The 26,568-nt window shown below is 63.9% G+C and carries 22 protein-coding genes; 8 read left to right on the forward strand and 14 right to left on the reverse strand.

Going from position 1 to position 26,568, the window contains the following annotated elements; genetic code table 11:
• Window positions 1–13 precede the first annotated feature (13 nt).
• The 5 genes from H7K34_RS26015 to H7K34_RS26035 all read right to left on the reverse strand — a co-directional run bounded on the left by H7K34_RS26015 (window position 14) and on the right by H7K34_RS26035 (window position 5,409).
• A complete protein-coding gene (locus H7K34_RS26015) occupies window positions 14–844 on the reverse strand; it encodes an SDR family NAD(P)-dependent oxidoreductase (RefSeq protein ID WP_264064913.1) in 831 nt (276 codons plus the stop codon).
• Entirely contained in the window at window positions 841–1,695 is an 855-nt protein-coding gene (locus H7K34_RS26020; protein WP_264064914.1) for an IclR family transcriptional regulator, read from the reverse strand. Before H7K34_RS26020 ends, H7K34_RS26015 begins: the two co-directional genes overlap by 4 nt.
• A gap of 143 nt (window positions 1,696–1,838) precedes the next feature.
• Window positions 1,839–3,305 (reverse strand): FAD-dependent oxidoreductase, encoded by a 1,467-nt coding sequence (locus H7K34_RS26025; protein WP_264064915.1) that lies wholly within the window; start codon window positions 3,303–3,305, stop codon window positions 1,839–1,841.
• The gene (gene bphC / locus H7K34_RS26030; protein WP_264064916.1) at window positions 3,302–4,210 is read right to left on the reverse strand and encodes a biphenyl-2,3-diol 1,2-dioxygenase; all 909 of its coding nucleotides are present in this window, start codon (window positions 4,208–4,210) and stop codon (window positions 3,302–3,304) included. Before bphC ends, H7K34_RS26025 begins: the two co-directional genes overlap by 4 nt.
• 14 nt (window positions 4,211–4,224) lie before the next feature.
• The gene (locus H7K34_RS26035) at window positions 4,225–5,409 is read right to left on the reverse strand and encodes an acyl-CoA dehydrogenase family protein (RefSeq protein WP_264064917.1); all 1,185 of its coding nucleotides are present in this window, start codon (window positions 5,407–5,409) and stop codon (window positions 4,225–4,227) included.
• Between the two features lie 150 nt (window positions 5,410–5,559).
• Here H7K34_RS26035 and H7K34_RS26040 point away from each other — a divergent pair, with 150 nt between their 5' ends.
• The 4 genes from H7K34_RS26040 to H7K34_RS26055 are packed head-to-tail and all read left to right on the forward strand — an operon-like array spanning window position 5,560 to window position 9,275.
• On the forward strand, window positions 5,560–7,158 hold the full coding sequence (locus H7K34_RS26040) for a flavin-containing monooxygenase (RefSeq protein WP_264064918.1): 1,599 nt from the start codon (window positions 5,560–5,562) through the stop codon (window positions 7,156–7,158).
• Complete coding sequence (locus H7K34_RS26045) at window positions 7,155–7,958, forward strand: mycofactocin-coupled SDR family oxidoreductase (RefSeq protein ID WP_264064919.1); 804 nt, start codon at window positions 7,155–7,157, stop codon at window positions 7,956–7,958. The genes H7K34_RS26040 and H7K34_RS26045 overlap by 4 nt, the downstream gene beginning before the upstream one ends.
• Window positions 7,955–8,788, forward strand: a complete 834-nt coding sequence (locus H7K34_RS26050) for a mycofactocin-coupled SDR family oxidoreductase (protein WP_264064920.1) — start codon at window positions 7,955–7,957, stop codon at window positions 8,786–8,788. The genes H7K34_RS26045 and H7K34_RS26050 overlap by 4 nt, the downstream gene beginning before the upstream one ends.
• Before the next feature lie 10 nt (window positions 8,789–8,798).
• The gene (locus H7K34_RS26055) at window positions 8,799–9,275 is read left to right on the forward strand and encodes a nuclear transport factor 2 family protein (RefSeq protein WP_264064921.1); all 477 of its coding nucleotides are present in this window, start codon (window positions 8,799–8,801) and stop codon (window positions 9,273–9,275) included.
• Here H7K34_RS26055 and H7K34_RS26060 read toward each other — a convergent pair.
• The 4 genes from H7K34_RS26060 to H7K34_RS26075 form a co-directional block, all read right to left on the reverse strand.
• A complete protein-coding gene (locus H7K34_RS26060; protein WP_372510879.1) occupies window positions 9,272–10,150 on the reverse strand; it encodes an alpha/beta fold hydrolase in 879 nt (292 codons plus the stop codon). The two genes, H7K34_RS26055 and H7K34_RS26060, sit on opposite strands and share 4 nt — an antisense overlap.
• Before the next feature lie 138 nt (window positions 10,151–10,288).
• Window positions 10,289–10,738: a nuclear transport factor 2 family protein gene (locus tag H7K34_RS26065; protein WP_264064923.1), complete on the reverse strand. Its 450-nt coding sequence runs from the start codon at window positions 10,736–10,738 to the stop codon at window positions 10,289–10,291.
• A 79-nt stretch (window positions 10,739–10,817) separates the two neighbouring features.
• Window positions 10,818–11,000, reverse strand: coding sequence for a hypothetical protein (locus tag H7K34_RS26070; protein WP_264064924.1), 183 nt, complete (start codon window positions 10,998–11,000; stop codon window positions 10,818–10,820).
• A gap of 280 nt (window positions 11,001–11,280) precedes the next feature.
• Window positions 11,281–15,939 carry a non-ribosomal peptide synthetase gene (locus H7K34_RS26075; protein WP_308205462.1) on the reverse strand — a complete coding sequence of 1,553 codons (4,659 nt, stop codon included), beginning with the start codon at window positions 15,937–15,939 and terminating at the stop codon, window positions 11,281–11,283.
• Between the two features lie 111 nt (window positions 15,940–16,050).
• Here H7K34_RS26075 and H7K34_RS26080 point away from each other — a divergent pair, with 111 nt between their 5' ends.
• From H7K34_RS26080 to H7K34_RS26090, 3 genes are all read left to right on the forward strand, one after another.
• Entirely contained in the window at window positions 16,051–16,476 is a 426-nt protein-coding gene (locus H7K34_RS26080) for a PPOX class F420-dependent oxidoreductase (RefSeq protein WP_264064927.1), read from the forward strand.
• Between the two features lie 51 nt (window positions 16,477–16,527).
• On the forward strand, window positions 16,528–18,762 hold the full coding sequence (locus H7K34_RS26085) for a molybdopterin-dependent oxidoreductase (protein WP_264064928.1): 2,235 nt from the start codon (window positions 16,528–16,530) through the stop codon (window positions 18,760–18,762).
• A 195-nt stretch (window positions 18,763–18,957) separates the two neighbouring features.
• On the forward strand, window positions 18,958–19,461 hold the full coding sequence (locus tag H7K34_RS26090; protein WP_264065041.1) for an isoprenylcysteine carboxyl methyltransferase family protein: 504 nt from the start codon (window positions 18,958–18,960) through the stop codon (window positions 19,459–19,461).
• 4 nt (window positions 19,462–19,465) lie between these two features.
• Here the strand turns inward: H7K34_RS26090 and H7K34_RS26095 are convergent, their stop codons facing one another.
• Together H7K34_RS26095 and H7K34_RS26100 are read right to left on the reverse strand one after the other, a co-directional pair.
• A complete protein-coding gene (locus tag H7K34_RS26095; protein WP_264064930.1) occupies window positions 19,466–20,302 on the reverse strand; it encodes an SDR family NAD(P)-dependent oxidoreductase in 837 nt (278 codons plus the stop codon).
• A gap of 169 nt (window positions 20,303–20,471) precedes the next feature.
• A complete protein-coding gene (locus tag H7K34_RS26100; protein ID WP_264064931.1) occupies window positions 20,472–21,047 on the reverse strand; it encodes a hypothetical protein in 576 nt (191 codons plus the stop codon).
• A gap of 1,003 nt (window positions 21,048–22,050) precedes the next feature.
• On the opposite strand from H7K34_RS26100, the gene H7K34_RS26105 reads away from it, so the two are divergent.
• Window positions 22,051–24,777, forward strand: coding sequence for an FHA domain-containing protein (locus H7K34_RS26105; protein WP_264064932.1), 2,727 nt, complete (start codon window positions 22,051–22,053; stop codon window positions 24,775–24,777).
• Between the two features lie 38 nt (window positions 24,778–24,815).
• Here the strand turns inward: H7K34_RS26105 and H7K34_RS26110 are convergent, their stop codons facing one another.
• The 3 genes from H7K34_RS26110 to H7K34_RS26120 all read right to left on the reverse strand — a co-directional run bounded on the left by H7K34_RS26110 (window position 24,816) and on the right by H7K34_RS26120 (window position 26,551).
• Window positions 24,816–24,980, reverse strand: coding sequence for a hypothetical protein (locus H7K34_RS26110; protein ID WP_165839829.1), 165 nt, complete (start codon window positions 24,978–24,980; stop codon window positions 24,816–24,818).
• A 129-nt stretch (window positions 24,981–25,109) separates the two neighbouring features.
• Window positions 25,110–25,934, reverse strand: a complete 825-nt coding sequence (locus tag H7K34_RS26115; RefSeq protein ID WP_264064933.1) for a hypothetical protein — start codon at window positions 25,932–25,934, stop codon at window positions 25,110–25,112.
• Window positions 25,931–26,551: a TetR/AcrR family transcriptional regulator gene (locus H7K34_RS26120; protein ID WP_264064934.1), complete on the reverse strand. Its 621-nt coding sequence runs from the start codon at window positions 26,549–26,551 to the stop codon at window positions 25,931–25,933. The genes H7K34_RS26115 and H7K34_RS26120 overlap by 4 nt, the downstream gene beginning before the upstream one ends.
• Window positions 26,552–26,568: the final 17 nt, after the last annotated feature.

A 26,568-nucleotide genomic window follows, 5' to 3' on the forward strand; every position in this document is an offset into this window, starting at 1 on the left:
CTGAACAAATTGCCTAGGGTCGGAAGACTGGGGGGCGCTGGGCAGCAAGCACATTCGCCCGCTCCACCATCGCCGCGCCTACATACTCCGGCTCGGTGAGCAGATAGAACCGGCCGTCGACGGCCTGCTCGAAAAGAGTCACCGCGGCCGCCTGTGGGTCCATTGCCGCGGACTTGACTTCCAGCATCGCAGCGCGCTGCGCTTCGGCGACGGCGCTATCACCGCCGGGGCCGACGTCGCCAGCGGACTCGAAAATGTCGGACTTCACCGCACCCGGCAGCACCGCCTGCACGTGAATGTGGTGGGCATGTCCGGCCGCCTGGACATCGAGATATAGGCATTCGGTCAACGCCAGCACCGCATGTTTGCTCACGATGTAGGGCGCCTGCAATGGAATTGCCACCACACCACCGACTGACGACAGGTTCCACACCCAGGCGTGCTCGTCGGTGGCCATCATCTTCGGCAGGAACGCGCGTACGCCGTGGAACACCCCGCTGATGTTGATGTCGACGACGCGCTGCCAGTTGGACAGGGGCGTGTCCCACAGGTATCCGAACTGCTCCACGCCGGCGTTGTTCACCAATAGCCGCACCGCGCCGACATCGTGGTAGGTGCGCTCGGCGAGTTGTTGCACCGCGCCCGGATCGCGGACGTCGCACCCGATGTCGACCGCGGATCCTCCTGCAGCGCAGAGCTCCTCACGCAAGGCCGCGATGGCGTCGGCGTCGATGTCGGCCGGCACCACGGTCATCCCCAACGTGACCGCGTGACGGGCCAGGCCCGCACCGATACCCGCGCCGGCTCCGGTGATGACTGCGACGCCGCCGTCGAACGGATTCACGCGTATTGCAAGGCGGGCCGTGGCGCGGGAGTGTGAGGCTGACGCTGGGGGAGTAGTGGGCGCAGCGGCTGCAGCGTCGGTGCGACCCGCCGTGGGCCGTCTTCGACGTTGCGCCAGATGCCCATCGCCGTCATGCGTACCGGCGCGGTGAGTCGCTGATGGAACATCATGCGATTGATCGGGCCGCAGACCGACACCGCGGCAACAGCGTCGCCCGGGCCGCCGATGGGCGCTGCGACACAACCGAATCCGAGCAACGACTCCTCGCGCTCGAACGCCACACCATGGGCGCGCACCTTGGCCAGTTCCGCGGCGAGTTGTGAGCTGGTGGACATCGAGTACTTGGTCTTGCGGACCCGCAGATCGACTTGGGCGTCCTCGTCACAGTAGGCCAGGATCGCCTTGCCTACGGCGGTGCAATGCGCGGGCTGGCGGGCGCCGACCCGGGTGGGGATCGCGTCGGCCATTCGGTCGCCGGTCTTGTCGAGGTAGACCACGTCGGGTCCGTCCAGCACCGCGAGATGGGCCACCAGTCCGGTGGCGCGGTGTAACTCGCCCAGTAGTGGGCCGGCCGCACGCACCAGGCGGTCCTGGTGCACGGCCAGCGATCCGAGTTCCACCAAGCGCATGCCGAGTTCGTAGTCGCGTCCGCTGCGGCGCAGCCAGCGCAGCTGCACCAGGCGTTCGAGCATCCGGTGCGCCGACGAACGCGGCAGGCCGGTGCGCCGAACGATCTGGGCGAGCGTGAGGCGCCCCGGCCCGTCGAATGCGTCGAGGACCAACGAGATGCGGTCGATGACGGCGGTGGGTGTGCTTGATTCGGTCGCAGCGGCGCGCACGGTCCCAGTCATCGGTTCCTCCATCAGCTATTTCTATCTGGCCGTTATATGCCTAGTAGTAATATCTGTTTGTACCATACGGATGTGGCCGCTGTCACACACGACACGAAAATCGCCGGCGGACCCAGCGGACCCCACGGCGCGAGTGAAAAGCGTCAGGCCTTGGCTGCCGACCGTCCGGCGCGTCGGCCATAGAAGCTGCCGTCGCCGAGTGAGACGCCGCTGGCATAGCCCCAGGCGGCCAATCCGGCGGTCGAACGACCGGCGGCGAAGAGCCCCGGGATTGGTTCGCCGCTCACGTGCAGCACCTCGGCGTCCAGCGTGGTGGCGAGCCCGCCCAAGGTGAACCCGCCGGTGTTCTCCCGCAGATCGATCGCTCCGAGCGGGCTGCCGATCGGTTTGAGCCACTCCGGCTTCATGTGTAGCAGCGGATCCTCGCCGCGTACGGCGCCGTCGTTGTAGGCGGCGACGGTCGCCTGCAGCGAGCCGGGCGCCAGGCCGATGTCGCGCTCCAGGTCCGCCACGCTGTCGGCCACCCACGTCGGCTGTCGCAGCATGAACTTCGGTGACCACGACGTCATTGCCTCTTGCTGGGCATCGTTGTCGATGATCAGGTAGGCGGTGTTGTCCTGGTGGTAGAGCGTGAGTTGTCCGATGCGGCCCGGGTAGGTGTCCTCGGCGACGTAGCGCTGGCCGCGCCCGTTGACCAAGATCCCGCGCACCAGCTGCTGCGGGTCGATGAAGATCGCGACTTCGGTGGCGTCCATGTGAGCCAGATCGGCGCCGAGGGCCTGCGCCATCCGGATCGCCTGCCCGTCGTGCTCCTCAATCGACGCGGCCGGGCGTCCGGCGATTCGCGGCGCGTAGCGCGCCACCATCGCGTCGTTGTAGGCGAAGCTCCCGGTCGCGAGGACGACCCCGCTGCGCGCCCGGATCGTCATCTCGGTGCCGTACTGCCGGGCGCGGATGCCGACCACCCGGCCGTCGGATTCGACTATCAGGCACTGCACCCGCACGTCGTAGAGCGCGCGTGCGCCTGCCGCGGTGGCGGTTTCGACGAGCGGCTTCATCAGCATGTAGCCCGCGCTGGCCTCGCCCTGCTTTTTGTTCTGCATCTGCGGGACATGCCCGCGCGGGGCGGGGGAGGCGATCGTGTTGAACGGGAACGAATTTTCGCCGCCGCTGTACATCAGCCCCTGATCGCCCATCGGCTCCCAGCCGGGCTCGGAAAAGAACTCCGCCTTGAACGGCACGCCGCACCCGATGAGCCAGTCGAAGTGCGCGACGCTGCCGGCGCAGTAGTCGGCGATCCGGTTCTCGTCGGCGCCGGGTCCCATCGCCACGTTGAGGTAGGCCGCCATGTTGTCGACGGAATCGGTGAAACCACAGGCTTTTTGCAGTGGCGTGCCACCGCCGAGGTAGATGAACCCGCCGGCCATGGCCGCGGCACCGCCCCAGGACCCGGTGCGTTCAGCCACCAGGACGTCGGCACCCGAGCGGGAAGCTTCGACCGCGGCAGCCGCACCGGCAACGCCGTAGCCCGCGATGACAACGTCGGCTTCGTGATCCCACGCGGTGATCGACGACGCCAGCACGGGCGTGACGTCGGTGTCAGGTGTCATAGCTGCATGGCCGCGGGCATCTCGCCGACCCACTGGTGGCCCCAGTAGCTGTCAGCGGTGATTTCCTCTGCGGTGTAATAGTTTTCGTCGACCCGCATGCCTTCGGTGCCGAACTCGATGTCCCAATCGCCGGGCGCCCGGACGTAGAAGGAGAGCATCTTGTCGTTGGTGTGGCGGCCGAGCGTGGACGACAACTGGAAGCCCTCGGCGTTGACCCGGTCGAGCGCCTGACCCACCGCGTCAAGAGTGTCGACCTCGACCATGATGTGCACCAGCCGGGGGTCGCGCATGTGTGCGGCGGGCACGATCGCCATGCTGTGATGGCGTTCGTTGATCCCGAGGAATCGAACCCGCACCGGGCCGAACTCTTTCGGCAACGGCACCCGGAACGCCCCGCGGGAGCGGAATCCCAGGACCTCGGTGTAGAAGTCGAACAGTCCATTGGGATCCATTGCGGGCACCACGACGTGGCCCAGGCCCTGATCGCCGGTGACGAATCGCGCGCCGAACGGAGTGACGACCGGGCTGTGATCGAGCACCGCGCCGTGGAACACCTCGATAGTGGTGCCGGCCGGATCCTCGAAGGTGATCACCTCTTCCACCCGGCGAGCTTCGGCGTCGTCGACGGACATTTGCTTGAACGGCACCCCGGCACCGTCGAGGGCAGTCTTGACCCGCTGCAGCGCCGGGTGATCGCGCACCTCCCAGCCGATGGTGAGCACCCGGTCGGTCTCGCCCGGCACCACGATCAACCGAGCCGCCCGCTCGTCCATCCGCAGATACAGCGCGGACTCGTCGGGGCCCTTGCCTTCGGCGAAACCCAGGACGCCGAAAGCGAAACGGCGCCAGCGGTCGATGTCGTTCGTCGAAATGGTGATGTAGCCCAGGCTTTTCAGATCACTCATGCTGGCCGGCCTTCCTAGATCAACGCCCGCAGCGGGCCCTCGGGGGGCTCGATGCCTATCGAACTTAGCGCCGACGCATGGTAAGTGGTGCCGGGTACATGGATGGCATGCATCTGACCGACGTGGATGTCACGCCAGTACCGTTGCAGCGGCTTGTCCATCCGGGCGGCATTGCCGCCCGAGCGGGCGAAGATCTCGTCGACGGCCGACACCGCGCGCCACACCGCGCGCACCTGGGTGCGGCGTCCGGCGGCACGATCGGCGAACGACACCTTCTTACCGGCGGCGACCATGTCGTAGATCCGGTCGGCGTTGGCCAGCAACTCCTGGCGGGCCGCGTTGATATCAGCGGCGGCCTCACCGATCGCGTGCATGACGTATGGGTCGTCCTTGATCGCGGTTCGGGTGGCGCCGACGCGCTCGCGCTGATAGTCCAGGTGTGCGGCCAGCGCGCCCTCGGCGATGCCGATGGTCGCCGCGGAGATGCCCAGCGGGAACATCGTCGACCACGGCATCAGGTAGAGCGGTTCGGTCATGCCGGCTTCCCGCTGCGCGGTGCCGTCCATCACCTTCGTCGCATCCATTGTCCGGTAGGCGGGGACGAAGGCGTCGGAGACGATCACGTCCTTGGAGCCGGTTCCGCCCAGCCCGACCACATTCCACGAGTCCTCGACAATCTCGTAGTCCTTGCGCGGCAGGATCATGTGTAGCATCTGCGGCGGCATCAACGGGATGCCCTTCGCGTCGCCGAGCATGGCGCCCAGGATGATCCAGTCGCAATGGTCGGTGCCCGAGCTGAACTGCCAGCGGCCGTTGAAGAGGTAGCCGCCGTCGACGGGTTTCGCCACGCCCTGCGGCGCGTAGGGGGAGGCCATCCAGGTGTCGACGTCGTCGGCCCAGATCTCGGCGGCGACTTTCGGGTCTGCATAGGCCAACTGGTAGGGATGCACGCCGACCACACCGACGATCCAGCCGGCGGCCGGATCCAGCGCCGCGGTGGCCATCGTCGTCTCGGCGAACTCGCGGGGGTGCACCTCGAAGCCTTGATATTGCTTCGTCTGTAGCAGCCGTATCAGGCCGGCGCCCTTCATCAGCTTGACGGTGTCGTCGGTAAGCCGGCCGATTTGTTCGGCTTCCGCGGCCTGGTCGCGCAATTGGTCGGCCATGGCCACTACCCGGTCAAGTACCCGGTCGCTCATATCGTTGTCCTTACGTGTGTGGGCTAAGTAATGGTCTACCGCAGTCCCCGGCCGTCCCAAAGGAAATCCCGATGAGCGGGCGGAAATGCGTGTCCGGTCACCGGGAAAGCCGGCGCCTGACGATGAACGGGGCCAATAGCGTGACTGCTTGTGAATGATGCTGTCGACGTGGTCGTGGTGGGCGCCGGGTTTGCTGGCTTGTATGCCTTGCACAAGCTGCGCGCGCAGGGGCTCTCGGTGCGGGTGCTCGAGGCCGCTCCCGAGCTGGGCGGGACCTGGTTTTACAACCGGTATCCCGGCGCGCGCTGCGATGTCGAGAGCGTCGACTACTGCTACTCGTTCTCGGACGAGCTCCAGCAGCAGTGGTGCTGGACGGAGAAGTACGCCACCCAATCGGAGATTCTCGAATACCTGAACTGGGTGGCCGCCAGACTCGACCTGCGCCGCGACATCGCCTTGGACGCCCGCGTCATCTCCGCCGTGCTCGATGAGAGGACGCTGCGCTGGACGGTCACCACCGACACCGGGCTGGTGCTCTCGGCTCGCTTCGTTGTGATGGCGACGGGTCCGTTGTCGGCCGCGCTGACCCCGAATTTCCCCGGCCTGGATACCTTTGCGGGCGAGATCCATCACACCGCACATTGGCCGCTCGACCCCGTCGACTTCACTGGCAAACGGGTGGCGGTCATCGGCACCGGATCCTCTGGCATCCAATCGATTCCGATCATCGCCGAGCAAGCAGCACACCTGTACGTCTTCCAGCGAACCCCCAACTACAGCGTCCCGGCCGGCAACACACCGTTGTCGGCCGCAGAACTCGACGAGCTCAAGTCGGGCTACCCGCAGCGGCGCCGGTTGTCGTGGCGTAGCAGTGGCGGCTCACCGCACATCACCGCGGCGAAGCCGACGATGGAGTTCACCGGGCAGGAGCGGCGGGCGGCGTTCGAAAAGCGATGGCAGCTCGGCGGCGTGCTGTTCTCGAAGACGTTCCCGGACCAGATGACGGACCTGCAAGCCAACGAGGAGGCCCGCAAATTCTATGAGGAGAAGGTCCGCGCGGTGATCGACGATGCGACCGTCGCCGACCTGCTGATCCCCACCGACCATCCAATCGGAACCAAGCGAATCTGCACCGACAGCAACTACTTTCAGACGTTCAACCGCTCCAATGTGTCACTGGTCAGTGTCCGCGACACCGCGATCGAGTCGATCGACGCCACGGGCATCACCACCAGCGAGATGCACTACGACCTCGACATGATCGTGCTGGCAACCGGTTTCGATGCGATGACCGGGGCGTTGGACAGCATCGACATCGTCGGGCGAGGCGATTCGACGTTGCGGGAGGACTGGGCGCACGGACCACGCACCTATCTGGGATTAGGTGTCGACGGTTTTCCCAATCTGTTCCTGATCTCGGGCCCGGGAGCGCCGGCCGTGCTGGCGAACATGGTGCTGCACGCGGAGGCTCAGGTGAACTGGGTCGCCCAAGCGATCGATTATCTCGATAGCCACGGGTGCGCCGCCATCGAAGCCACCGTGGACAGCGTCGACGGTTGGGGCGCCGAATGCGCCCGGCGTGCCGAGACGACGTTGTTCACCAAGGCCAACTCGTGGTACATGGGCGCGAACGTGCCCGGAAAACCAAGGGGCTTCATGTTGTTCGTCGGCGGCTTCGCCACCTATAACGACATCTGCGCCGAGGTGGCCGACGCCGGCTACCGGGGCTTCGATCTAATCCAGCAATGACGGGATTACTCGACAAGGTCGTCGTGGTCACCGGCGCCGCAAAAGGCACCGGGCGGGTGCACTGTCAGCGCTTCGCCGACGAGGGCGCCGACGTGATCGCCCTGGATATCGACACGCTGGCCGATGAGTTGGCCGGTACGGCAGCCGAAGTCAACAGCCGGGGCCGGCGCTGTGTCACGGGTTTCGCCGACGTGAGCGACCTCGCGGCCGTGACGTCGGCGATCGACGGCGGTGTTGCCGAGCTGGGCCGGTTAGACGTCATCATCGCCAATGCCGGCATCCACCTCGCGGGTGGCCCGTCCTGGGAACTCGACCCACAGGTCTGGCAGCGCACACTCGACATCAACCTCACCGGGGTCTGGCATACCGTCAGAGCCGGTGTGCCGCACATCGGTCCCGACGGTGGATCCGTCGTCCTGATCAGCTCCACCAACGGCCTTCGCGGCACCGCGAACACCGCCCACTACACGGCCAGCAAGCACGCGGTGGTCGGGCTGGCGCGCACGCTCGCCAACGAGCTGGGGCCAAGCGGCATCCCGGTCAACACCGTGCACCCGGGGCCGGTCGCAACGCCAATGGTGCTCAACGAGCAGATGTACCGGAAGCTGCGGCCCGATCTGGCCAATCCGACGGCGGCCGACGCCGCCGAGGTGCTGCAGGCACGTAATCTGCTGCCGATCCCGTGGGTGGAGCCCGTCGACATCGCCAACGCCGTCGTGTTCCTGGCCTCCGATCACGCCCGCTACATCACCGGCACCCAGCTCGTCGTAGATGCCGGCCTGACGCAGAAGACGACATGACCGGGCGCCTCGTTGGCAAGGTCGCCCTGATCACCGGCGCGGCGCGGGGGATCGGTCGCGCACAGGCCGTGCGGTTCGCCCAGGAGGGTGCCGACATCGTGGCGTTGGACGTGTGCGGTCCGGTCGAGACCGTCGCGATCCCGCACAGCACCCCAGCCGACCTCGAGCAGACGGCCGCGTTGGTCGCCGCCGCCGGCGTGCGGGTACACACCGAAATTGTCGACGTGCGCGACCTCGACGGTGTGCAGGCCGCCACCGACCGCGGCGTCGAGCGCTTCGGCGGCTTGGACGCGGTCTGCGCGACGGCCGGAATCACCTCCCGTGGCATGGCGGTCGAGCTGAACGAAAACGCCTGGCGCGCGATGCTGGATGTCAACCTCACCGGCGTGTGGCACACCTGCCGCGCCGCCGCGCCACACCTGATTGCGCGCGGTGCCGGCGCTATGGTGCTGACAAGCTCCGTCGCCGGACTGCGCGGCCTGGTCGGTGTTGCGCATTACACCGCAGCCAAGCACGGCGTGGTCGGTCTGATGCGTAGCCTCGCGAATGAGTTTGCACCGCACAATGTTCGGGTCAACTGCATCAACCCGACCAATGTCGACACGCCCATGATCCAAAACGACGTCGTCAGCGGCGCATTCCGGCCGGACTTGGACCGGCCGCCCACCCGAGCGGAATTCGCCGAGGCGGCGGAGGCGATGAATATGCTTGCGGTGCCGTGGATCGACGCGGTCGATGTCGCCAACGCCGCGCTGTTTTTGGCCTCCGACGAGGCGCGATATATCACCGCGGTGACGCTGCCCGTCGACGCGGGCTGCACCCAGCGATGAGGAGACGACTGTGACGGACTTGGCAGACTTGGCGGCCCGGTTGCGCCGGCTTGAGGACGACCGCGACATCAGGCAGTTGATCGCGTCCTACGGTCCGGCCGTCGACGCCGGTGACCCGGATGCCGCCGCGCGTCTATGGGCCAGCGACGGCGTGTATGACGTCGACGGCTGGCGGATGGAGAGCCAGGCTGACGTGCACGCGATGATCAGCTCGGACGCCCACCAGAAGTTGGTGGGCAAGGGCTGCAGTCACTTCCTGGGGCCGTGCGTGGTGACGGTCACCGGCGATGAGGCCGTGGCCGTATGTGAATCCGTGGTACTCGTCCGCGATAACGACGGCTATCGGGTCTGGCGGGCCACCGCGCACCATTTCGCACTGCGCCGAATCGACGACCAGTGGCGGATCAGCACCCGTACCAGTCGAGTTCTCGACGGTAATCCCGACGCGCATGCCCTGCTGATGAAAGGCCTTGCGGGAGCGCCCTAGCGGGACAGGAAGCCCAGCACCGTGCTCTCGAAAGCGGTCTTGGCTTCGATCATGGCCCAGTGTCCGGAGTTGGGGAAGATATGAAGCTCCGCGTTGGGAATGGTGCGCATCGGGATCAGCGCCATGTCAGGCGGGCTCACCCGATCGTCGCGGCCCCACGTCAGCAGCGTGGGTGCGGCCAACTTGTGCATGACCGCCCACGGGAACGGCCGGTCCGAGGCCGCCATCGCTGAGTTCATCGCGGCGAATGCCGCCTTGCCGTACATCCGCCGTGCCGCGGCCAGCGTGACGGGGTCGGTGGCCAGCTGCCAACGTTCCTCGATCAGTTCGTCGGTCACCAAACCCTGGTCGTAGACCATCGACTTGAGCCAGTCGACCAGCCGCTGCCGGGTCGGGTCCTCGACGAATTCCTGCAACAGCCGGATGCCCTCGCTGGGGCTGGGACTGAAGATGTTGGTGCCGATGCCGCCGATAGTCACCAGCCGGTCGATGCGGTCGGGATTACCGATGGCGAAGTTGATACCGACGCCGCCACCCATCGAGTTGCCTACGATGTGTGTCTTCTCCACTCCCAGTGCGTCCAGAAACGGCGCAACGCTGCCGAACGCGGTGACCATCGGGTGACCGCCGAAGTCGTCGGTGACCCCGAAGCCAGGGAATTCCAGGATCAGGCAGCGGAAGTGCTCGGCGAATGTGGGCAGAATCCCGCGGAAGTTGCGCCAGCCGGTGACCCCGGGGCCCGACCCGTGCAGGAACAGCAGCACCGGGCCGGAATCCTGGCCGCAGTCGTAGTAGCGCAAAGCGCCCTTCGGGGTGGTGATTTCGCGCAGGTCTTGCTCAACGGTCGCTTGAGAGGTATTTGCCACGGCCCTCACCCTGCCATGTGGCTGTCCGCTGACGGTTTTGAGTGTGCGCTCAGGGCGAATATTTCGCCGATTCTCCGCCCAGGAAGCGCACTCAAAACCTAGGCTGGACACTCAACCAGCGTGCGAAAGCGACTGTGCGCCATCAGCTCACGTGCCAGACGACGGCCGGGCCATAGCGGAGTTGGCGGCGGACCAATCGGTGGACACCTTGCGATGCTTGATCAGCCAGGTGTCGGCCACGGGCACCAAGGTGTCGCGATAGCGGCCGAAATGGTCGAGCCCGATATGGGTGACGACGGTGAAATAGCAGCAGACCTGCGCCTCGTCGGGTGTCAGGTCCATGAACAGGATGTTGGCGACGTTGTGTCGAACGATCGGTTTGACGTCCGCGTCGACCGCGATCTTCCCGGTGACACCGCTGAGGAATACCGTGATCTCGGAACGGCCGCACAGTGGCTCGGCACCGCGAATCTCGAGAACGCCATCGGCGCAGAATGTCTCGGCCAACCCGTCGATCCGGCCGGAGTCACCCGACCAGTTGTATCGGGCGAGCGTGTCGCGGATCTGCTCGCGTGCCACCAACTCCCACATCTGCATCGTCGTGACTCCTCAACGGCCGCGGGTACCGCGTATCGCATAGCACCCTAGTCAAGGCCGGGAGAACGCTGGTGCCGCCTTACTTGACGATGCGCGGCCGGAAGGCATGGACGGGTTTGGGCACGATGCCGTTCAGGTCGAAGACCGCGATCATGGCCCGCAACATCGCGGGGGACCAGTCTTCGAGTGGGTGGGCGTCGATTCGGGCGAGTACCTGGTGCCTGAGGTAGTCGATGTTTGTGGGGGGCTCGTGATTAGTCATGGCCGCGCCTGTGGCTTTCAGCTCCTGGGGCAGATTTCGAGGTCGCACCCGACGCTAGGGTGGATGCGTCCGCCATGTACAGGCAACTGGTCAGATTCAAATCTCTTCTCGGGAATGGCACCGGATTTCCTTCATCAGTTCCAGCGCGAGTTCGCGCTCGGCCCGCACGACCCGATCGCCAACGCGAGGAACCAGATCTCGGACTCTGCCAGAATCGCAACGAGCCTTCGATGGCGTTCTATCCAGCGCAAGGATCACCAGCGGCCCGGTTCTCGAATGGTTAGAGCAGTCCGAGCAACTGTAGGTCGGTGATGTATTTGATGATGATCGGCGCCGAAACGTGTGGAATGTCGTTGTCGATGCCGATTTTGGCTTCTTGGACCGCGGTACGGAATCGGTCGGTCGGCGCGAGGGCCTTACTCCTCGGCTTTGGGGGCTGCAGCTTATTGGAATCGCGCGACTGCAGCACCTCCAGCATGGACTGCTGGCGTTGCTGATTCGGCAGGGCGCGCAGGCCGGCCTCAAGTCGGTGTACCCATTCTCCGTAGTCATCGACGCGCTCGATGGGGTAGCCGGCCTCGATCACCCAGTCGACGTACTCGTCGAGTCCGATGCCGTCGTCGTGCGGGTTTATCACGTGATAGGTCTGAAACCCCTCGACGACCCGAGTGCCCAGTGTGGCGATCGCTTCGGCAACGAATTCGACCGGCAGCGCGTTGAAATGCGTACGTTGGCGGTTGCCTTCGGCGTCGAGCTGGTAGAACGAGCGCGGCGCAACACCGGCGGCCGCGATGCTGAGCACCATCCGAGTGACCGCGTCCGACATGTTGAGCTGGCCCGCATAGGTGGTGTCGGCCAATATCATATGGCAGCGAAACACCGCGCCCGGCAACCCGCACAGATCGTTTGCCGCGCGCAGCAACACCTCGCCGGCCCACTTGCTGTTGCCGTAGCCGTTGACGTAACTGCCGTCGTTGATGCGAGTGGGGCTGATGACTCGAATGTCGGCATCCTCGGTGAACGCCGAGGGCTCGATCCCGTCACCCACGTTGGTAGTCGACACGTAGGCGACGGACTTCAGCTTGGTGGTCAGCGCAATCCGGATCAGCTCGGCGGTGCCTACCACATTGGGTCCGAATAGGTCGCTGTACAAGACGGCATTGATCATGGCTGCGGGATCGACGATTAGATCGACGGTGTCGGCCAGCCGTTGCCAGGTGGGCTGGCCGAGGCCAAGGTTGACCTTACCTTTGTCGCCGGCGATGACCTGCAGATGGTCGGCGGCCAGTTCTTGGTAGCGCCGCATCAGTTCCGGATCACCGCTGTCGAAGGTCTTGTCCAGGCGAGCCCGCGCTTCCTCATCGGAATCGGCCGGTACTAAACAGATCAACGTACCGTCCGTTAACTCCAGACGTTGCAGCCATTCCAGTACCAGATAGCGCCCCAGGAAATCCGTCCCCCCCGTCAATAGGACGGTGCGCACCTCGGCATTGGGACCGGGCAGTGCCGGTGCCGCGGACAACGTTGCGGCGTCGATGAACTTGTCCAAGGTGAGGTCGGTGGCATGCACGCGACTAGGTCTGTGCCCGTGCACGGCCACAAAGTGCGGATCGACGGCGTGTATGTCCAACTGCTGGCTCAGGCTGCTCACTGTGGGTGCGTCGAATAGGGTGCGGACCTCGATCGGGGTGTTTAGTGTCGTGTTGATGGCGGCGATGAGGCGCATGGCCGATAGTGAATCTCCGCCGAGGTCGAAGAAGGAGTCGTCGATACCGACGCGGTCTAGCCCTAAGACTTGGGCGTAGATATTGGCCAGGATGTCTTCGATGGCGTTGCTCGGGGCCCGGTATTGCTCTTGGTGGTAGTGCGGGACGGGTAGGGCGCGGGTGTCGAGTTTGCCGTTGACGGTCAATGGCAATGTGTCGATGGCCGCTATCGTGGTGGGCACCATGTAGGCGGGTAGTTGTTTGGCCAACTGTGTGCGTGTTTCTGCGGGGTCGGCGGTCCCGGTGATGTATCCGACGAGGCGTTTGTCGCCGGGTTGGTCTTCACGCACAATGACTGCTGCGGTGTTGACTCCGTCCAACCTGGCTAGAGCGGAACGGATTTCGCCGAGTTCGATGCGATACCCGCGGATCTTGACTTGTTCATCGGCTCGCCCGAAATACTGCAGTTGCCCATCAGTGCCCCAACGGACCAGGTCTCCGGTGCGGTACATGCGTTGCTGTGGTGCAAAGGGGCAGGCGACAAATCGTGACGCTGTCAACCCGGCCCGACCCAGATAGCCGACCCCCACACCACGGCCGGCCACATACAACTCACCGACCACCCCAACTGGCACCGGACGCAACCACCCATCCAACACAAACAACGCCGCACCCGACACCGGCGCACCAATCGGCACCATCCCGGATTCGGGTCTCAGCGGAGCGCTGGCCGCCGCGTACACGGTGGTCTCTGTGGGCCCGTAGGCGTTGGTCATTACCCGACCCGGCGCCCACCGATCCACCACCTCGGGTAGGCAGGCTTCACCGGCCACCACCAACGTTACTGATTCCAACCCCTGGAGAGGCAAAGCCGCTGCCGCTGATGGTGTTTGGCTCAACACGGTGACTTGTTCGGTGATCAGTAATGTGTGCAGGTCTTGTGGTGAGTGGACTACTGACTCGGGTACCACTGTTAGTCGAGATCCGTGTAGTAAGGCTCCGAAGATTTCCCATACTGAGACATCAAACGCATACGAGTGGCATTGTGACCAGGTTTGTTCGGGTCCTGATGGCCATTGGGGGGTCATGGATTCGATCAGTTGGGTGACGTTGTGATGGGTTATTGCAACACCTTTGGGGGTGCCGGTGGTGCCTGAGGTGTAGATGACGTAGGCGATATCATTTGCGGCTGGCCAGGAAAGCGGCGTTGTGGGTTGGGTGTTGATGTGTGGGTTGTTGACGTCGATGACTGTGAGTTCGTATCCAGCGAGTCGTTCTGTGAGTTTGGCGGTGGTGAGTGCGGCGATTGGTGTGGCATCGCTGAGCATGAACTCGATGCGGGCATCGGGTACTGCGGGATCGATGGGCAGGTAGGCGGCGCCGGTTTTGAGGACTGCCACGATTGCGGTGATTGCTTGTGCTGAACGTGTAAATAGCAGTGCCACACATTGACCCGGGCCAACGCCGTGATCAAAGAGTAGGTGCGCTAACCGGTTAGACGATTCGTCGAGTTCGCGGTAGGTCAGTGACTGGCCCTGGTAGGTGAGTGCTACTGCGTCAGGAGTGCGCGCTACTTGTGTGGCGAACAGTTCCGGGATCGATATCCCGGTAACGGGTTGGGTCAGTACCGCCCGATTACCCCATGTATCGAGCCGGGTGTGTTCGCCGGCATCAAGCAACGGCACCCCGCCCACCACCACGGATGGGTCGGCTATCAAAAGACGGTCGAACAGTGATTCCAGACGCCTGATGTGTCCAGCGATCTCGTCAGCGGTGTAGCGATCTGGATTCCACCCGAACTGAATTCGCTGCGAGCCGTTACTTAGCTGCGGATAGATGTTGACGGCGACGTCCTGGACGGGGAACGTGGTCAACACGTTAACTATGGCTTCCGAAGGTCCGAAATGAAGCGGGGCCGCAAAGGTGAAAATGTTGATCACCTGGCCGAATTCGACATTCATGCCAGGCCGACCAGCATCGGCGACGAGGTCGGGCCAACGGCGGAATTGTTGATGCCGCAGTGCACCGACCACGGCTTGGGCGGCCTGATCGGTCACTGTGCCGATGGTGTCCCCGTCATCGACCCGGATAAATAGTGGCACGAGATTCGACACCATGCCCGCAGATTTTTTCAGCGCGGCAGTCATGCGTGCCGAAACCGGCAGAGATAACGAAACATCCTGGAGTCCTGTGGTTTTCGCGATGAACACCGCCATTGCCGCGACAACCCTCGAGATATCGGACAAGTCATGCCTGTCCTCTGACAGCAATTGCGGGCACACCAGCTCGCGCACAAGCGGATGCCTTGGCGCCACCCACCTCTGCGTCCCGGCCAGGTCGGCGATTTTCAGCGGCCCGCGCACGACAGTCTTCCAGTACTCGGCATCGGCCTGACTGCGCGAAGACTGCTGATACTTCTGATCGGCGTTACGGATTGCGGCAAACCCAGAGAAATCGATTTCGCCGGTGTCGGGGGATTCTCCCGAGTAGACGGCCGCGACGTGGCGCAGGAAGTTGTTGGCGGCGTACCCGTCCATTAGGACGTGGTGCATACGAAAGTAGAAGTACGACAAATCGTCGGTGATGCGCAGCAGCGCGAGGTTGATGAGGCGATCCCGGAACAGATCAACGGGATGGCAGTAGTCATTTTCCATCCACTTGCGAGCAGCGGCGACCGCGTCAGCCTCGGCACGCAGGTCGACACAGTGCAAGGACTGCGCAAACGCGCGATCGACCACGTAGACCGGTTCGCCATCGACCACCGCTATCCGCGCGCACGGTGAGCCGAAACATGTGACGGCTGATTCACACGCGACGAAGAGCCGCTCGGCATCGACATCGTGACCGAGGGCGAGAAAACCGGCGAAGTTATACGGGACCTCGGGCAGCAATTGCTGGGCAGCCCAAATGGCCCACTGGCCGGCAGTCAACGGACCAAGCAAGTCCGGTTGCACACCGTAATTGAGCATGGCGAGACGAATTCCTACTCTAAATCGACCGAGTTGTTTTATGGCACAGCAAATCCCAGAGAATCTGCTATCCGACGGGGCTGTACGGACCGGTTCGCTACCCAACAGAACCGGCCTGCGCCACCCATTCAGCGCGAGGAGAACCTGTGGGCGCTGGTCAGCGGCGAGTTCGAGCCCGGAGCAGTCATGGCCGCGTCTATGGTTCTCAGCTCCTGGGGCAGATTTCGAGGTCGCACTCGACGCTAGGGTGGATGCGTCCGCCATGCACAGGAAACTGGTCAGATTCAAATCTCTTTTCGGGAATGCTGCGGCCGGTTACAGCCGTCGGGCGGCCCGAGCGGGAATGAATCGCGTCGTTAAGCGGTAGAAAGACGCATGGAACTCAACGATGCCGCACGAAAACTCATCGGCCAGGGTGCCGACGCCACCCTGGTGACCATCAATCCCGACGGCAGCCCCCAGGTGAGCCTGGTCTGGGTCGCATTGCAGTCGACGCCGGACGGCGACGAGTTGGTCACCGCACACCTCGCCGAACACAAGAAGGTCCGCAACGTGCGCAGGGATCCACGGGTAGCCGTGACCATCGTGTCGCTGGACCAGTCCGGTCAGGGGATGCGGCCCTACCTGTCCATCACCGGGACCGCACGAATCGCTGATGGTGGTGCGCCCGAGCTGCTCAAGGAGCTCAATCCGATTCTTGGGGACCCGAACCTGCAATTCCCGCCGGACGACGGACCGCCGGGATACCTCACCCGCATTCGCATCGACAAGGTTGGTGGCATTGGGCCCTGGGTGGCCTGACCTCAACTTTTGCCACTTCCGCTACTCGTGGTATCGCAATACAGTGGGTGGATGAAACCAGGCGTTGATGGCACCCATATACGGACATGCCCACTGTGTGAAGCCATGTGCGGCTTGGAGATTCACGTCGAAGCCGGCACCGTCACCGGCATCCGCGGCAACCGTGACGATGTATGGAGCCGCGGACATCTCTGCCCGAAGGGCGTGTCACTGGGCGCGGTGCACCACGACCCGGACCGCATCCGCAGCCCGCTGATCAGGGTCGACGGACAGTGGCAGGAAGTCAGCTGGGAGGCGGCGTTTCGGCGTTGCACCGAGTTGTTGACGCCGGTGATCGAGAAGTACGGAATCGGCGCGGTCACCGCTTACACCGGCAACCCGCTGGCACATTCGTTCTCGCTTGCCCGGTACGCCGGCGTGCTGATGGGCATGTCCGGTATGCCGGTCACGTATTCGCCGGGCACGGTCGATCAGTGGCCGAAAAACCTGTCATCGCACCTGATGTACGGCCTGTGGTGGAACTTCCCCGTGCCGGACATCGAGCGCACCGACCTGCTGGTCATCATGGGCGCCAACCCCGCCGCGTCGCAGGGTTCACTGCTGGCCGCGCCCGACGTGATGGGCCTGATCCACGGAATTCGCAAACGCGGCAAGGTGATCGTGATCGATCCGGTACGCACGCAGACCGCGGCCCAGGCCGACGAGTGGCTGCCGATCGTGCCGGGCACCGACGCCGCGCTGTTGCTGGCGGTCGCGCACACACTCTTTGACGAGGACCTGGTCAATCCCGGCCCGCATGTGGACGGTGTCGACACGATGCGCCGGGTCGCCGCGGAGTGGTCGCCGGAGCGGGTCAGCGACGTCACCGGTATTGACGAAGACGCGATCCGGCGCTTGGCGCGCGAACTTTCCGGCGCCGAGAAATCAGTGGTGTACGGCCGAATTGGGTTGTGTAACCAGGAGTTTGGCAGCCTGGCTAGCTGGCTGGTCGACGTGATCAACATTCTGACCGGAAATTTCGACACCCCGGGCGGCGCCATGTTTCCCAAGCCGGCGGCCTGGTCGATCACTACGCAGCCGTTACCCGGCCTCGAGGGCGGCCTCCCGGAATTCGGCCGCTGGCACACCCGGGTGCGCGGGGCCAAAGAGGTGCTCGGGCAGGCCCCGGTGTCGTGTATGACCGAAGAGATCGCCACGCCGGGAGACGGGCAGCTCAAGGCGCTGATCACGGTCGCGGGCAACCCGGTGTTGTCGATGCCCGGCGGCGACAAGCTCGACGAAGTGTTGCCGACGCTGGAGGCGATGATCTCCATCGATCTCTGGCTCAACGAGACGACGCGCCATGCCGATGTGATCCTGCCCGGGCTGTCACCGCTCGAGCAGCCACACCACGACGATCTGATCCTGTTGTTCGCGATCCACAGCATCGCGAATTACTCCGCGCCTGTGTTCGATCCGGGCGACCGTCCGCACGAGTGGGAAATCCTGATTCGGCTGACCGGCCTGTGCACTGGCACCCCGGCCGAGGACGTCGACGTCGCCGCGATCGACGACGGCTTCTTCGACTATCTGGCCTTCACCCGGGGTGTCGACGGAGCCGAGATCCGCAAACTGTACGACCACGGCGGCCCCGAGCGGATGCTGGACCTCACGCTGCGAACCGGTCCCTTCGGGGATCAATACGGCAAGAACCCCGGCGGGCTCACGCTGGACCTGCTGAAGGCCAATCCGAACGGCATCGACTTCGGGCCGATGGTGCCGCAGCTGCCGGAGATTCTGGGGACGCCGGACAAGAAGATCCGGCTGGCTCCGCAGTATCTGCTCGACGACTTGCCGCGGCTGGCCGCGCGGTTGGACCGGCCCGCCGAGCCGCTGGTCCTGGTGAGCCGCCGGCACCTGCGCTCGAATAACACCTGGCTGCACAACGTGCCCGCCTTGATGAAGGGCAAGGACCGGTGCACGCTGTTGATCCACCCCGATGACGCGATGCGCTGTGGTGTGTCCGACAACGACGTTGTCACGGTGAAATCGGAGGCCGGCGAGATCAAAGTGCCGGTCGAGATCACGGACGCGATCAGGCCCGGCGTGGTGTCGATGCCACACGGCTGGGGCCATGGCAAGCCAGGTACTCGCATGTCGGTGGCCAACAGTTCACCGGGTGCGAACACCAATGCGCTTTCCCTCCCCACATTCGTCGACGAGCCGTCGGGAAACGGTGTCCTCAACGGGATTCCGGTGACAGTGCTGGAAGACCAAGCGCGATACGAGACCGCGCAGAGCAGCTGACGCAAAACGTAGCCCTGCCAATAGTTCTGGCCCTCGCCGCGGTGATCAGTGCCGCGCATCGAGATGCAGATCATAGCGGCGTTCCTACTGTGGATTGATGCACGCTTTCAACGGTTGCTGAACCGTCCAGGGCGCAACCTCGTGGGCATAGTGGCGGCGCTGTGGGATCACGTGCACCGGGAAGGGGGCGAAGCCGTGTATTACTACCTGTTGATCGTCATCGTCGGCATCGAACGCCTGATCGGGCTCGTCGCCGCACACCGCAATGCCAAGTGGGCAATCGCCCAGGGAGGCAAGGAATTAGGGCTCGACCATTACCCGGCGATGGTCAGCATGCATGCGTTGTTGCTGGTGTCCTGTCTGGTGGAAGTCTGGGCCCTGGGACGCCCCTTCATCCCCTGGCTGGGATGGCCGATGGTTGCCGTCGTAGTGCTCAGCTGCGTGATTCGCTGGCGCTGTGCTGCCGCACTGGGCAGACACTGGAATCCTCGGCTCATCGTGATCCCGGGTGCGCCGCTGGTACGGCACGGCCCATATCGATGGGTGCGTCACCCCGACTACATCGCCGTGGTGGCCGAGGTCGCTGCGCTGCCGCTGATCCATTCAGCATGGCTGACGGCGATGGTGTTCACCCTTGCCAACGCGTTGGTACTGCACGAGCGGATCCGCCTGGAAAACGCCGCATTGGCCTACGTCTGACCGGTCAGGGCGCTATCGGACGGTTCGTCCATTGCCGGTCGGTCCGCCTTGCTGAGCGGAACCATCCGCCAGCGGCGCCGGTGCCACCGTCGGTCGGGATCGTGTGGCCCGTGACGAACGCCGAGAGGTCCGAGGCCAGAAACAGGATCACGCGGGCCTGGTCGTCGGGCAGACCCATCCGTCCTGCCGGAACCCATTGCGGCCATTGCGCTTGCTCCTCGTCGGACAACCACTGTGAGTAGGGCACCTGTAGCGATTCGGTGACGTCGGGGCCAATTGCGTTGACCCGCAGACCGTCACGGCCCACCTGAACCGCGAGGCTGCGGGTGAAATGAATGACGGCGGCCTTGAACGCGGCGTAGACCGGATCCTCGGGATAGCCGCGTAGCCCTTCGACGGAGGAGACGTTGACAATCGAGCCGCGGCGTCGGTCGATCATCGCCGGCAGGAACGCGTGGGTGACCAAAAAGACGTGGTGCAAATTGATTCGGTAGAGCTCATCCCAGAACTGCGGATCGGTATCAACGAAATTGCCCGGGTGGCGTAGCCAATGGCCAACGTTGTTGACCAACACATCGATCCGGCCAAACCGATCCAACACCGATCGCGCCAGGGCGCCCACCTGATCGGGGTCTCGCACGTCGGTGATGATCGGAAGCGCCGACCCGCCAGATGTCGCGATCCCCTGCGCGGTTCGCTCCGCGAGTTCGGCGTCGATATCGGCGATGACCACGTGGGCGCCGTGTTGGGTGAACAATTGCGCGGTTGCCGCACCGATACCGCCACCGCCGCCGGTCACCACCGCGACCCGGTCGGCCAACAGCTGTGTTGCTTGTTCCATGCTCACATCTTCGAGCACTGGGCGAAATCGATCGGCATCGAGGCCTTGGCATAAGGACATCGTTGCGGCCCACCCCAATGGGGTGGGCCGCTTCAGATCTCACCTATTGGTGCAGCGCACCTCGGACCAGTTTGAGAATGCGTTCGCTAGATCGATGTTCGTGCTTCTTTCACCAGTCGGAAGACGAGTCGCTGCTGGACCAGTCGGAAGACGAGTCGCTGCTGTACGAATCGGAGGACGAGTCGCTGCTGTACGAGTCGACGGATGGACCGCTGTCGGATGGACCGCTGTCGGATGGACCGGTGACGGATGGACCGCTGTCGGATGGACCGGTGACGGATGGACCGGTGACAGACGCATCGCGGTTCTCGTCGCCCCTCGGTGAATTGTTCCCATAGTCGAGCCAATGATTGAACCAATGATCGGCCATCCCGCCAGGCAGGTCGGGGATGTCATTGTTCGAGTCGTGCCAATCGTGATCGTCCAGATCGCCCGTGACTATGTAACCTTGTCGATCATCGGAATGATTATCAATCGGACCGCAGACTTGATCACGGATTGGCATTGGGAGCTGGGAATTGAGCTGATGGCAGCGCCCAGCGGCGGCCAGCGGATCTTCATCGATGTTGTCTGAGGTCGTGTAGGGGTTTTCGTCCATGTTGCCCGGATTCGCCTGGGCCGGGAATTCCACTCCCAGCGTGACGCCACCCGCGACAGCGAACGCGGCCATCTTAGCGATAGTCATGACCTTGCCTGTCCCCATTATTTGTGTCTTCCTCCCTCTGCGCTGACGCGATACGAACGGCTTGTGACAAATCACATTTCAATTCAGAATCGCTTTCTTAACTGCGTGTTACCTAGGCTATCAGCCGAATTAAGAACGACCCGGCGACCATTACATTCGTGTTACCTGGGTCACGCAAATGTGCTTAAGTTCTACTCAGGCTTGTGCCGCATAGAATTTTCAAATAACTTGCTCGAAGCAACCAGTCAACGATCTTCCTAGCACGGAATTCAACCTCTACCGCTAATGATTGGCGGCCGACATCTGCGGCGCGAATAAGTAATAAGTTCTTATCATTTGGGTTGCTAAAGAGTCGGTTGCCACCGCGTCCAAGTGCGGGTTCGGGGAGGTCGCCACGGCATTCGTGGTGGTGATGGCGAGTTAGGTCTTGTACAGGGCCGTTGAGAGCTCGGCCAGCGCACAGTCATGCGATTGACCTGCTAATCGGGGGCGACTTGCTTTTAAATCAGCCGGTTATGCGGCGTTGGTGGCCAGAGGGACTCGCAGTGGGATGTCGTGGTTCTATGCGCACGGCGATTGGCGAAGTTCTTGTTGGACAGGCATTCCCGCGCCGAGGTCCAGCTTCCAGGCAGGCGGGGGAGGGCGGCTTAGCGCTACCGCGGGATAGTCCTTCTGCTGACCGCGGGTGTTCCGAAATATCATGTGCTGCAATAATATTCATGTTGGAGTGACGCGAAATCTCTATTGGTCTCCTGAGACGAGCACGACCGTCTTGTGCTGCTGCTAATCGGAATCGGTCGCCCACGAAGGCTCGTAAGCGTTGTCGCGGCTGGCGTCGAGCTGTCGTCGGTCGAGAGATTCGCCAGTCGTGCATTGCTGCTCAACGGCGTCGGTGGATCGATCAAAACCGGTCGCATCCTCGGTCCGCCACCAGCGGCAAAACGTCCCAGCGCGGTAACACGTATCGACGACAAGTCCCATTATCGGCCCCGACGCCGATACAGTGGGGCTCGTGAGCCGAGCAGCCCCACCCGTGCTGACTGTGCGGTACGAGGGATCCCAACGGACCTTTGCACCCGGCAACGATGTGGTCATCGGGCGTGACTTGCGGGCAGATGTCCGTGTCGCGCATCCGCTGATTTCCCGGATACACCTGGTGTTGCGCTTTGATCAGGGCCGGTGGATCGCCATCGACAACGGCAGCCTCAATGGCTTGTACGTCAACAATCGCCGGGTACCGGCCGTCGACATCCAGGACGGCCAGCGGGTCAACATCGGAAATCCCGACGGACCGGCGGTGACATTCGAGGTCGGTCGCCATCAGGGGTCCGCCGGGACCCCGCCCTTGACGACGTCCATCCCCATCGTCAACCCACTTACCGGGCCGGCTGATCCGCGCCTGGCCCAAGGGCGTCCACCAACCGGCTCGGTATCGCAGGGGCTGCCTCCGCAGCCATCGGCGAACCCGTCGCGGCCGATGCCGTCGTATCCACCGACTGGGCAGCAATCCGCCCCGCCGTCGGGGCCACTGCCGACGTATCCGACCGGGTCGCAGCCGATCAATCCGACCGGTTCGGTGCAGCATCACCAAACCGGGACGCAACCGGCGGGACCAGCCAGCGGACCGGTGTCGTCGCCGCACATCTATCGGGCCCAACCCGCGAACGTTCCTCCGGCTGCCGTTCCTCCGGCTGCGCCGGTCGACCCACCGACAGCGATGACCGGGCGTGTCGGTGGCGACGCCGCGAACCTCGCGACATCGATGATGAAGATCCTGCGGCCGGGCAAAGCGGGAATGGACGCGCCGGGCGCGGTCAAGATCGGCCGGGCCAACGACAACGACATCGTCATTCCCGAGGTGCTGGCTTCGCGGCACCACGCGACCTTGATTCCGGTGCCGGGTGGCACCGAAATCCATGACAACCGCAGCATCAACGGCACTTTCGTCAATGGTCAGCGCGTCGACTCAGCGCTGCTGAAGGACGGCGACGTCGTCACGATCGGCAACATCGACCTGGTGTTCGCCGGCGGTGCGTTGGCGCGCCGCGATGCCGACACTGCAGCGCAGACCCGCCTCGGCGGTTTGGACGTGCGCGGGGTGACCTGGACGATCGAAAACACCAAAACACTGCTGGACGACATCTCGTTGGGCGCCAGTCCTGGAACGCTCACCGCGGTTATCGGCCCGTCCGGTGCGGGCAAGTCGACGTTCGCCAGGTTGGTGGCCGGCTACACCCACCCCACCAACGGCACCGTGGCGTTCGAGGGCCACAACGTTCACGCCGAATATGCCTCGCTGCGCAGCAGAATCGGGATGGTGCCGCAGGACGACGTGGTGCACGGTCAACTCACCGTGGAACAGGCGCTCGGGTACGCAGCCGAACTCCGGCTGCCACCGGACACCACCAAGGACGACCGCGAGCAAGTGGTCGCCCGAGTGCTCGAGGAGCTGGAGATGACCCAGCACCTGCACACCCGCGTCGATAAGCTGTCCGGCGGTCAGCGCAAGCGTGCGTCGGTGGCGCTGGAGTTGCTGACCGGGCCGTCGTTGCTGATCCTCGACGAGCCGACGTCAGGTCTGGATCCCGCGCTGGACCGGCAGGTGATGACTATGCTGCGGCAGTTGGCCGACGCCGGGCGCGTGGTGCTCGTGGTCACCCACTCGCTGACTTACCTGGACGTCTGCGACCAGGTGCTGTTGCTGGCTCCCGGCGGCAAGACGGCATTCTGCGGCCCGCTCGCCCAAATCGGCGCTGCCATGGGGACGACGAACTGGGCCGACATCTTCAGTTCAGTCGCCGGGGACCCCGACTCGGCCAAGGCCCAATATCTAGCGCGGACCGGTCCACAACCGCCACCACCGCCGGCGGAGAAACCGGCCGAGATCGGCGATCCGTCGCACACCAGCCTGCTACGGCAGTTCTCCACGATCGCCCGACGCCAAATGCGGTTGATCGTCTCCGACCGCGGTTACTTCGTCTTCCTCGCACTGCTGCCCTTCATCATGGGTTCGCTATCGATGTCGGTGCCGGGCGACGTCGGTTTCGGCATCCCGAACCCGGTCGGCACCGCGCCGACGGAGCCCGGGCAGATCCTGGTGCTGCTCAATGTCGGCGCCGTTTTCATGGGGACGGCGCTGACGATTCGCGACCTGATCGGTGAACGCGCGATCTTCCTACGCGAACAGGCGGTCGGGTTATCCACATCCGCGTATTTGTTGGCGAAGGTCTGCGTCTACACCGTGTTCGCGGTCGTGCAATCAGCCATCGTTACCGTCATCACGCTGTTGGGTAAGGGCGGACCGACGCAGGGCGCCGCGGCGCTGGGGAAGGCTCCGCTAGAGCTGTTCATCGATGTCGCGGCGACCACCGTCGCCTCGGCGATGCTCGGCTTGTTGTTGTCGTCGATCGCGAAGTCCAACGATCAGATCATGCCGCTTCTGGTGGTTGCGGTGATGTCGCAGCTGGTGTTTTCCGGCGGCATGATTCCGGTCACGGGCCGCATCGGGTTGGACCAAATGTCTTGGGCCACACCTGCACGATGGGGTTTTGCGGCATCGGCGTCCACGATCGACCTGACCAAGTTGGAACCTGGCCCTCAGGTTCCGAAGGACTCACTGTGGCATCACAATGCCGCCACGTGGTGGTTCGACTTCGGCATGCTGATCGCAATCAGCGTTTTCTACCTGGGCTTCGTGCGCTGGAAGATTCGCCTCAAAGGCGGGCGCTGACCACTCGACGATGGGTGTCAGCGATCCAATGCGAGTGGTCAGGCCCCCTTGCGGACCACCTGCTCAGCCGCGGCGCGCATCCGGTCTGATAGTTGAAGCAGACCATGCTCGCCCACCCCATCGGGCAGGGTGTATGCGAGCCGGCGCAATTCGACGGCATAGTTTTGCAACTCCTGGCGAAGGCGCGTCTCAGTAGTGGGCATGACGTCTCCCGATTTTCGTCGAGTCAATTTCAAGATCATCCCAGCTGTGCCCCGTTGCAGCGATGGGGCGGCTGTGTTTTAACGCGAGTTTGACAGCGTATTTACATAGAGCGGCGCGGCAGCCGGCAATCAAGGATGCGCGGCAATAAACGTGTCGTTCGGGACGCCCGCGGCCAGTCCCGCGGCATCGAACGGTGCGTCCAGACGCGCGTGCAGCCCATCGGAATCGATGAGGCGGCTGATCTCCGCGGTCTGGCGGGCGAACAGGCGCCCGAAATGCGGGTAAAGCCAGCGCATTACCGTTCTTTCCGCACCGCTACAGCGCGCTGCGCAATAGCCGACATGGCCCAGCTCGTCGGTCAGGATTTCGGAGTAGAGGCGGTCGATGCGTGCGGCGACGGCCGGCTCGTCGGCGAACAATTCGACGCCGACGCGACGTAGCTCGTCGAACATGATGCAGCCCGCCATTTCCGCGGCACCCACGAACGGGAATCCGAACCGCTCGGGGAGAAACACTTCCATCTTGACGAATTGACGCATCACGAACGGCGGCACAACCACCTGGAACGGCAGCCCGAATATGTCGAGCACATAGGCCAACAGCCGGGTGTGATAGTGCTCCTCGAGCGCTAGGTAGATGCGTTCGCGAGGCTGGTCCTCACCGCCGATGCGCCCGTAGGTGTCGCCCAGGTCCACACCGAATCGCTCCGCCTGGTTCAGCTTGGCGGTGGCCAATAGGAACAGCATCTCGGGCGACAGCCCTGGCTCGGGACGGCGGCGACGCAGGTTCCGCAGAAACACATTCCGATCCATCGGGCGAGCAGACTCCACCGGATCGGTCTGCAACGACGTGAAGAAGTCTTCTCGGTTGGCAAGCCGGCGATGCAGCAGATCGGTGTCGCCGTCGCGCCGCGCCAGGTAGGCCCGGTAGCCGTCGATTCCAGTGCCGGTCATGGAGCCTCCATTCCTTTAATGATGGTTTTGACATATCGGTCCAATAGCGCGGCGCGCGATTTGGACGCTCCGCTGGTAGCGAGCAAGGCGAACAGCCCGGTCATGAAGATCACGCCGAGCTCGCCGGCGTCGGCATCCCGCGATATCCCTCGCGCGGCCTGCGCTTCGCCGATTGCGCCGATAACGAATTCGGCGAGCGGATGTTCGGCGGTCTCGTCCTCAATGGGACGTGTTGGGGAGAAGTGCAATCCCAGCATGTCCCTGAAGACCACTGGGCCCAGCCGCTCCTCGGCGGCGAGCACCTGGCGTACCAGCTGGGTGAGCATCGATGTCAGATCGCGTGGCCGGCTTGCCTTGGCGAGTTTTGCCACGATCCTGGCCTCTTCGGTCCGCTCCAGTTCGGCCAGCACATGCTCTTTGGTCGGGAAGTGGAAATAGAAGGTTCCACGTGCGACCCCGGTGGCCGCGGCGATTGTCGCCACATCTGTACCCGCCAAGCCGGACCGTCCGATCTCGGCGACCGCAGCGTCGAAAAGGCGTGCACGCGTTAGGAGTCGCTGCGCCTGCCTGGCGTTGACGATCGGCGAAACCTCGGCTTCCGGTGCCGTCGATGGCATGTCGGCAAACCTACACA

The organism is Mycobacterium montefiorense, assembly GCF_025823255.1.
Classification (GTDB): Bacteria; Actinomycetota; Actinomycetes; order Mycobacteriales; family Mycobacteriaceae; genus Mycobacterium; species Mycobacterium montefiorense.

What these genes read in the sequence shown, in the direction of transcription:
- H7K34_RS26020 (WP_264064914.1), bottom strand. Translation starts at nt 1,695, where the DNA reads ATGACTGGGACCGTGCGCGCCGCTGCGACCGAATCAAGCACACCCACC.
- H7K34_RS26025 (WP_264064915.1), bottom strand. Translation starts at nt 3,305, where the DNA reads ATGACACCTGACACCGACGTCACGCCCGTGCTGGCGTCGTCGATCACC.
- bphC (WP_264064916.1), bottom strand. Translation starts at nt 4,210, where the DNA reads ATGAGTGATCTGAAAAGCCTGGGCTACATCACCATTTCGACGAACGAC.
- H7K34_RS26035 (WP_264064917.1), bottom strand. Translation starts at nt 5,409, where the DNA reads ATGAGCGACCGGGTACTTGACCGGGTAGTGGCCATGGCCGACCAATTG.
- H7K34_RS26045 (WP_264064919.1), top strand. Translation starts at nt 7,155, where the DNA reads ATGACGGGATTACTCGACAAGGTCGTCGTGGTCACCGGCGCCGCAAAA.
- H7K34_RS26050 (WP_264064920.1), top strand. Translation starts at nt 7,955, where the DNA reads ATGACCGGGCGCCTCGTTGGCAAGGTCGCCCTGATCACCGGCGCGGCG.
- H7K34_RS26065 (WP_264064923.1), bottom strand. Translation starts at nt 10,738, where the DNA reads ATGCAGATGTGGGAGTTGGTGGCACGCGAGCAGATCCGCGACACGCTC.
- H7K34_RS26070 (WP_264064924.1), bottom strand. Translation starts at nt 11,000, where the DNA reads ATGACTAATCACGAGCCCCCCACAAACATCGACTACCTCAGGCACCAG.
- H7K34_RS26075 (WP_308205462.1), bottom strand. Translation starts at nt 15,939, where the DNA reads ATGGCGGACGCATCCACCCTAGCGTCGAGTGCGACCTCGAAATCTGCC.
- H7K34_RS26080 (WP_264064927.1), top strand. Translation starts at nt 16,051, where the DNA reads ATGGAACTCAACGATGCCGCACGAAAACTCATCGGCCAGGGTGCCGAC.
- H7K34_RS26085 (WP_264064928.1), top strand. Translation starts at nt 16,528, where the DNA reads ATGAAACCAGGCGTTGATGGCACCCATATACGGACATGCCCACTGTGT.
- H7K34_RS26095 (WP_264064930.1), bottom strand. Translation starts at nt 20,302, where the DNA reads ATGGAACAAGCAACACAGCTGTTGGCCGACCGGGTCGCGGTGGTGACC.
- H7K34_RS26100 (WP_264064931.1), bottom strand. Translation starts at nt 21,047, where the DNA reads ATGACTATCGCTAAGATGGCCGCGTTCGCTGTCGCGGGTGGCGTCACG.
- H7K34_RS26110 (WP_165839829.1), bottom strand. Translation starts at nt 24,980, where the DNA reads ATGCCCACTACTGAGACGCGCCTTCGCCAGGAGTTGCAAAACTATGCC.
- H7K34_RS26115 (WP_264064933.1), bottom strand. Translation starts at nt 25,934, where the DNA reads ATGACCGGCACTGGAATCGACGGCTACCGGGCCTACCTGGCGCGGCGC.
- H7K34_RS26120 (WP_264064934.1), bottom strand. Translation starts at nt 26,551, where the DNA reads ATGCCATCGACGGCACCGGAAGCCGAGGTTTCGCCGATCGTCAACGCC.